This is a genomic window from Arthrobacter sp. Hiyo1, assembly GCF_001263615.2.
Taxonomy (GTDB): domain Bacteria; phylum Actinomycetota; class Actinomycetes; order Actinomycetales; family Micrococcaceae; genus Arthrobacter.
In genome coordinates this window covers 725,196-732,161 of the sequence record NZ_DF952468.1, presented here as the reverse complement: position 1 = coordinate 732,161, position 6,966 = coordinate 725,196, and the positions used below count along the sequence as shown (strand labels likewise).

Sequence of the window (6,966 nt, the reverse complement as noted above, 5' to 3'; positions counted from 1 at the left end):
CAGCTCCCGGTGGACCCCCGGCTCGGCAGGATGATTGTCGAGGCCGGAAAGCGCGGCTGCGTCAAGGAAGTCATGATCCTGGCGGCGGCCTTGACGATCCAGGATCCGCGCGAGCGTCCGACGGACAAGCAGCAGCTTGCCGCCGAGAAGCACGCACGCTTCAGGGATGAGAACTCGGACTTCACCGGATTCCTGAACCTGTGGAACTACATCCAGGAAAAGCAGCAGGAGCTCTCCTCCACGCAGTTCCGCCGGCTGTGCAGGAACGAGTTCATCAACTACCTGCGCGTCCGCGAATGGCAGGACCTCTTCCAGCAATTGCGCCAGCTCGCCAAGCCGCTGGGCATCACCATCGACAACAAGCGCGAGGCCGACCCCGTAGGCAACAACGAGGGAATCCACATCAGCTTGCTCTCCGGACTGCTGAGCCACATCGGCATGCTGGATGAACGCAAGCGCGAATACGCCGGAGCACGCGGCAGCCGTTTCGCCATCTTCCCGGGCTCGGCGTTGTTCAAGAAGTCGCCCGCCTTCGTTATGGCCGCGGAATTGGTTGAAACAAGCCGGCTCTGGGCCCGGGTCGCGGCGAAGTTCGATCCCTTGTGGGCGGAGCAGGTTGCACCGGATCTCGTAAAGCGCTCCTACAGCGAACCCCACTGGTCCACCCGGACGGGCTCGGTTATGGCCCACGAGAAGGTGATGCTCTACGGAGTTCCCATCATCCCGAACCGCCGCATCAACTACGGCAGGATCGACCCCGAGCTCTGCCGCGAACTCTTCATCCGGCATGCCCTCGTCGAAGGCGACTGGAAAACCCACCACAAGTTCTTCCACCGCAACCGCGCCTTGCTCCACGAAATCGAGGAGCTCGAGACGCGGATGCGCCGCCGGGACATCCTCGTGGACGACCACACGCTCTTCGAGTTCTACGACGCCAGAATCGGCAAGGACGTGGTCTCTGAACGCCACTTCGACAAATGGTGGAAGGAAGCCCGCCAGCAGGACCCCACGTTGCTGGACTTCGACCAATCGCTGCTCATCAGCGAGGACGCGGAAGCCCTGGATGATTCCGCCTACCCGAAAACCTGGCTGCATAAGGGCTTTGAGCTGCCCCTGAGCTACGAGTTCCATCCAGTGGCTCCCGGCTCGCCGCCCAATCCGTCGGATGGTGTCACAGCCGAGGTCCCCGTGCTGTTCCTTAATCAGCTCGACGACGCCCCTTTCCGCTGGCAGATACCGGGCCAGCGGGTGGAGCTCGTCACCGCCTTGATCAAGTCGCTGCCCAAACACATCCGCAAGAACTTCGTGCCTGCCCCGGATGTTGCCCGGCAAGCGGCTGCTGCTTTGGAAACCGACTTCGCTCCCGCCTCGGACGATCTTGAGGCCTCACTTGAGCTGGTGCTGCGCCGTATCCGGGGACACATCGTTCCTCCGGGATCGTGGAATTGGGACGCCGTTCCGGCGCACCTGCGCGTCAGCTTCAAGGTAGTGGACAGCCGCGGCAAGGTGCTCGACGAAGGCAAGGACCTGGCCGCTCTCCAGGAGCAGCTGGCTCCGGCTACCCGCCGTGCCATCGCCGAATCCCTCGGCGCAACACCCGCGACGACGGCGCGCACCAAAGGTCCGAAGGGCGCTGCACATGCCGGCGGTGCCGGATCCCCCAGTGGAAACGGCAGCGGCGGCTCGACCCCGCAGGCCGCCGGTTTCCTCTCAGAGCAAACCGGGCTCACCGCGTGGACTTTCGGAGCTATCGAACGCCAGGTGACGCGCACAGTGAAGGGGCACGATGTCACGGGTTTTCCCGCTCTCGTGGATGAGGGCACATCCGTTGCGTTGCGGGTGTTCCAGACCCGGGCGGAGCAGGAGCCGGCAATGCGCGGCGGCGTTATCCGGCTGCTCGCGCTGCGGGTTCCCGCCCCGGACCGCTACGTCCTGGAACACTTGAACAACACGGAGAAGTTGACGTTCAGCCAGAATCCCCATGGTTCGGTAAGTGCCTTGATTGCCGACTGCGTCCTCGCGGCCATCGACAAGCTGACTCCGGCCGAACTTCCGTGGGACAAGGAGGCATTCGACGCCCTGTACGAGCTGGTCCGTGCGGAACTGATCGACACCGTCTTCACGGTGACCGCCGTCGTCGAACGCATCTTGGGCAGCACACGGCGGATCGAGAAGCAACTCAAGGGCAGCACGAGCCTCGCCTTGATCAGCGCGCTCAACGACATGAAGAGCCAACTGGAGCAACTCGTGTTCCCCGGTTTTGTGGCACGGACGGGCTACGCCCAACTGAGCCAGCTGCCGCGGTATTTGGCCGCAATCGAGAAGCGCCTCGAAAAGCTCCCGAACAATGTCCAGCGTGACGGGCTGAACATGTCCGTTGTTCAGGCGTTGGAGGACGACTACGACGACGCTGTCTCCGCGCTGCTGCCGGGCCGACGGGCAGGAGCTGAATTAACACGGGTGCGCTGGATGATCGAGGAGCTGCGCGTGAGCCTCTTCGCCGTCGAACTCGGCACGGCCTACTCGGTCTCGGAAAAGCGCATCCGGGCGGTTCTCAACCAGGCGCTGGCCCCCGCGTAGCCGGGGCGGTACCAACGCCCGCTCACCTATATGGCCAAATCCCAGGACGCCCGCTCACCTATACGGCCATTCCTGCCAAAGGTGAGCGAGCGTTTGGGAAAACACCACCAAAGGTGAGCGAGCGTAGCTGGGTGCCAGCCTCAATCTGCGGGAACGTACTCGCCGTGTCCGGCGGCGACGAGCCCGGCGCGGAGTTTTGCCGCATTCGCGTCGAGCCGGGCAGGGTCCGGGTTGTGCTCCACGGTTCCGAAATCGAAATCGGCCAGGGACGTTGCCGGGAAGACGTGCACGTGGAAGTGCTCCACTTCGAAGCCCACCACGGACAGCCCCGCCCGTGGTGCGCCAAACGCCTCCACTTGTGCCTTGCCGATTATCTGCGCGACCGACATGACTTTGTTGAGGAGCTCGGGAGGGACGTCGGTCCAGCGGTCCACCTCTTCGCGCGGCACCACGAGGGTGTGGCCATCGGTCAGCGGGGCGATGGTCAGGAAAGCCACCACATCGTCGTCCTTCCAGACAAAACGTCCGGGAATCTCGCCGTTGATGATCTTGGTGAAGAGGGTGCTCATACGTCTGCCTTTTCCGAAGGGGGCTGAAGGGTCTTGGTATCGAGGACGAAACGGTATTTGACGTCGCCGGCAACCATGCGGTCGTAGGCTTCATTGAGTTGCCGGGCGGTGACCACTTCGACTTCGCTGACGACGCCGTGCTCAGCGCAGAAATCCAGCATTTCCTGGGTCTCGGCAATGCCGCCGATCAACGAGCCTGCATAGGAGAGCCGCCGCCGGATCAGCGCGCCAGGACTGACCGGAGGCATGTCGGTGGGAGGCAGCCCCAACTGGAAGAGGGCGCCGTTCAGCCGCAAGGTCCGGAAGTACGGGTTCAGGTCATGGGGCGCCGCGACGGTGTCGATAATGACGTCGATAGTGCGGTCGGCGCCTTCCATGGCTTCGGGGTCCTTCGAGAGGATCACGTCGTCCGCACCGAGCTCTATTGCCGCCTCGACCTTGGCATCCGAGGTGGTGAAGACCACCACCTGCGCCCCCATGGCCTTCGCGATCTTGACCGCCATGTGGCCGAGTCCGCCAAGTCCGACGACGCCCACCACGTCCCCTCCTCGACGTCGAAGTAGCGAAGCGGCGAGTAGGTGGTGATGCCCGCGCACAGCAAGGGCGCCGCCGCGGCCGGGTCAAGGCCCTCGGGAACGCGCAACACGAAGCGGCGGTCAACCACCACGGAAGTGGAGTAACCGCCTTGGGTGATGGCGCCGCCGTTCCAGGAATCCTTCACCCCATAGGTGCCGACGTTTCCGCGTTCGCAATACTGCTCCAAGCCTTCGAGGCAGCTATCGCACTCGCGGCAGGAGTCCACCAAGCAACCGACGCCCACCAGGTCTCCGGGCACGAAGTCGTCGACGGCGGAGCCCACCCGACGGACCCGGCCCACGATTTCGTGGCCTGGGACGAGCGGATAGCTCTGGGCACCCCATTCGCCCCGCGTCGCGTGGACATCGGAGTGGCAAAGACCGCAGAAGTCGATCTCGATCTCGACGTCGTCTTCCTTGGGAACGCGGCGGGCCACTGTCAGCGGGACAAGACCGCTTTCCGCGGAAGTGGCGCCGTATGCGGCAGCCAGGGTCGGCATGCCTTTCGCGGCCACGGGTGCAGCGGGGCTGGCCTCCGCGGTCTCGTCACTCACGACGAGCGGCTTGCCAAGGGGCGGAGGAACGGGGCGTCCGGGAGTCATGCCTCGACGCTACCCCTGCGGGCGGATTTTTTGCCACTCCGCGCTGCCATACCCCTCCGGCGTCACCGGACCCATGACTCATGGGCGGAGTGCTAGCGGCGCTGCACCGGTGACAACCGGGTTGGCGTCGAGCGAGGACCATTGCGAAAAGGAGCCCGGGAAGAGGGCTGCCCTGAATCCGGCGATTTCGAGGGCGGCGATTTCGTGGGCTGCCGTCACCCCGGAGCCGCAGTAAACCGCTACCTTGCTGCCTTCGTCGATGCCCAGGGCAGCAAATCTATTGCGGAGCTGCGCTGCGCGGAGGAACGTGCCGTCCGGTCCGAGGTTTCCGCTGGTGGGGGCGCTCAGCGCGCCGGGAATGTGTCCCGCGCGGGGATCAATGGGTTCGATTTCGCCCCGGTAGCGCTCCCCCGCCCGGGCATCGAGAAGGATTCCACGGCTGTGCCAGTCAGCCGCGTCCTCCATGCTGATGGCATCCATGTGGCCGTGTCCAAGCACGACGTCGCCCGGAACCGGCGGTTGCTCGTCCTGCGCCAGCGGGTGGCCTGCGGCGCGCCAGGCACCCAGTCCACCGTCGAGCAGGAAGACGGAATGGAAACCGGCGTCCCGCAGCAGCCACCACAACCGTGCCGCGGCAGTGCTGCCGCTGTCGTCGTAGGCAACCACGGTATCGCCGTCGTTGATTCCCCAGGCACGGGCGCTCCGCTGCAAAGCAGCGGTGGACGGCAACGGATGCCTCCCCTGGCCCTCGGCCGTGGGATCGGCGAGTTCGTGATGGAGGTCCACATAGACCGCGCCAGGAATGTGGGCTTGGCGGAAGTGCGAATGGCCGTGCGGATCGCCCAACACCCACCGGACGTCGAGCAACACAGTCCGCTTGCCCGCATCCATGCGGTCCTTGAGTGCGGCTGCGTCAATGATCGTGGCCATCAAATCTCCTTTGTTTTGCTGTGTCTACCAAACGATTGCGACGCTGCCGCCGTGCAGCTGCCAACCGGCTACCAGCCTATCCTTGGGCGGCAGCCTCCGCCGGTAGGCTGGATCGGTGAGCACTCTACGCAACCAGGACCGGGCATGGGCCAGCGAGGCAATCCGACGAATCGAAGCCGAGAACAACCGCTCGGCGGATACGCACCTCTACGCAGTGCCGCTCCCCGAACACTGGGGTGTCCAGCTCTACCTCAAGGACGAGTCCACGCACCGTTCGGGCAGCCTCAAGCATCGCTTGGCCCGCTCGCTTTTCCTCTACGGCCTGGTCAATGGATGGATCACGGAAGGGACCACCATCGTGGAGGCTTCCAGCGGGAGTACCGCCGTGTCCGAGGCGTACTTCGCCAGGCTGATCGGACTTCCGTTCATCGCCGTGATGACCCGGACCACCAGCCCGGAAAAGATCGCCCTCATCGAAGAGTTCGGTGGCGCCTGCCTCCTTGTGGATCACGCCTCTGAGGTCTACGCAATGGCCGAGGAGGTTGCCCGGACGTCCGGCGGTTACTACATGGACCAATTCACCTTTGCTGAGCGCGCCACCGACTGGCGCGGCAACAACAACATTGCGGAATCGATTTTCGAGCAACTCGCCCTCGAAGAACATCCGGTGCCCGAGTGGATCGTGGTGGGCGCCGGCACCGGCGGCACCAGCGCCACGATCGGCCGGTACCTGCGGTACCACTGCCACTCAACGCGGCTGGCCGTGGTCGATCCTGAAAATTCCGCGTTCTACCCCGGCTGGCGCGACGGCGTCTCGGACTACTCGACGGGAATGCCATCCTGGATCGAAGGCATCGGACGGCCGCGCATGGAACCCAGCTTCGTCCCGGCCGTCATCGACACCATGATCCAGGTCCCCGATGCCGCTTCTGTGGCCGCCATGCGGCACCTGCGCAGGCTGGCCGGGCTGCACGCCGGGCCCTCCACGGGAACCAACCTGTGGGGTGTTTGCCAACTGATTGCCGAGATGGTGGCCCAGGGAAAGCGCGGCAGCATCGTGTCACTCATGTGCGACGCCGGTGATCGCTACGCGGGCAGCTACTACAACCCGGACTGGCTCGCTGAGCGCGGCCTGGATCCCGCCCCATACGAGGCCGTACTGGCCGACTTCTTCGAGACAAGTACGTGGCCGGGCAGCATGTAGGCGGCGCAGACTGAGCTAGACCTCCACGGACTCGAGCGGCGACAACCTCGCATAGCGGGTACCGTACTTCGCGCCGATCCGGGTTACGTGGCCTTCCACCAAACCGCGTCCGAGTTCATTAAGCAGGCCATCGTGGACCGGGTAGGCCTGGGGTGCGCGGACCGCGATCACGAAGTCAACCACTTCGCCCACCTTTGACCACGGCGCGTGGATGGGCACCAGCAGGGTTTGCACGTCGATGCCATCGGGGACGACGAATGAGTCCCCGGGGTGGAAGACATTTTCGTCCACGAGGTAGCCGATGTTGGCCACCACCGGAATCTGCGGGTGGATGAGGGCATGCTGCCCTCCGAAGGAACGGATCGCGAAGCCCCCGGTTTCAAAAGAGGTGCCGGGTTCGACGGCGTGTACACGCTCGCCGTCGTCGCCCGCCTTCTCGGCAAGTCGGGACGCGACACCGGAGGGTGCGTGCACCTGCAGCCCTGGGTTTCGCTTGAGGCTCCGAC

The 6,966-nt window shown here is 64.6% G+C and carries 5 protein-coding genes and 1 pseudogene; 2 read left to right on the top strand and 4 right to left on the bottom strand.

The features are described 5' to 3' along the window. A partial coding sequence (locus tag AHiyo1_RS03220) for a DUF3418 domain-containing protein (protein ID WP_059387605.1) occupies positions 1-2,580 on the top strand: 2,580 nt, incomplete at its 5' end. 140 nt (positions 2,581-2,720) lie between these two features. Here AHiyo1_RS03220 and AHiyo1_RS03215 read toward each other — a convergent pair. The 3 genes and pseudogenes from AHiyo1_RS03215 to AHiyo1_RS03205 form a co-directional block, all read right to left on the bottom strand. Continuing rightward, complete coding sequence (locus tag AHiyo1_RS03215) at positions 2,721-3,149, bottom strand: HIT family protein (protein WP_059387604.1); 429 nt, start codon at positions 3,147-3,149, stop codon at positions 2,721-2,723. After that, positions 3,146-4,326: pseudogene (locus tag AHiyo1_RS03210) on the bottom strand (NAD(P)-dependent alcohol dehydrogenase). The gene AHiyo1_RS03215 and the pseudogene AHiyo1_RS03210 overlap by 4 nt, the downstream one beginning before the upstream one ends. A 78-nt stretch (positions 4,327-4,404) precedes the next feature. Further along, positions 4,405-5,256, bottom strand: a complete 852-nt coding sequence (locus AHiyo1_RS03205) for a sulfurtransferase (protein ID WP_059387603.1) — start codon at positions 5,254-5,256, stop codon at positions 4,405-4,407. A gap of 115 nt (positions 5,257-5,371) precedes the next feature. Here AHiyo1_RS03205 and AHiyo1_RS03200 point away from each other — a divergent pair, with 115 nt between their 5' ends. Further along, positions 5,372-6,460: a PLP-dependent cysteine synthase family protein gene (locus tag AHiyo1_RS03200; RefSeq protein ID WP_059387602.1), complete on the top strand. Its 1,089-nt coding sequence runs from the start codon at positions 5,372-5,374 to the stop codon at positions 6,458-6,460. 15 nt (positions 6,461-6,475) lie between these two features. On the opposite strand, the gene AHiyo1_RS03195 is transcribed toward AHiyo1_RS03200, so the two are convergent. Continuing rightward, a partial coding sequence (locus AHiyo1_RS03195) for an MBL fold metallo-hydrolase (RefSeq protein ID WP_059387601.1) occupies positions 6,476-6,966 on the bottom strand: 491 nt, incomplete at its 5' end.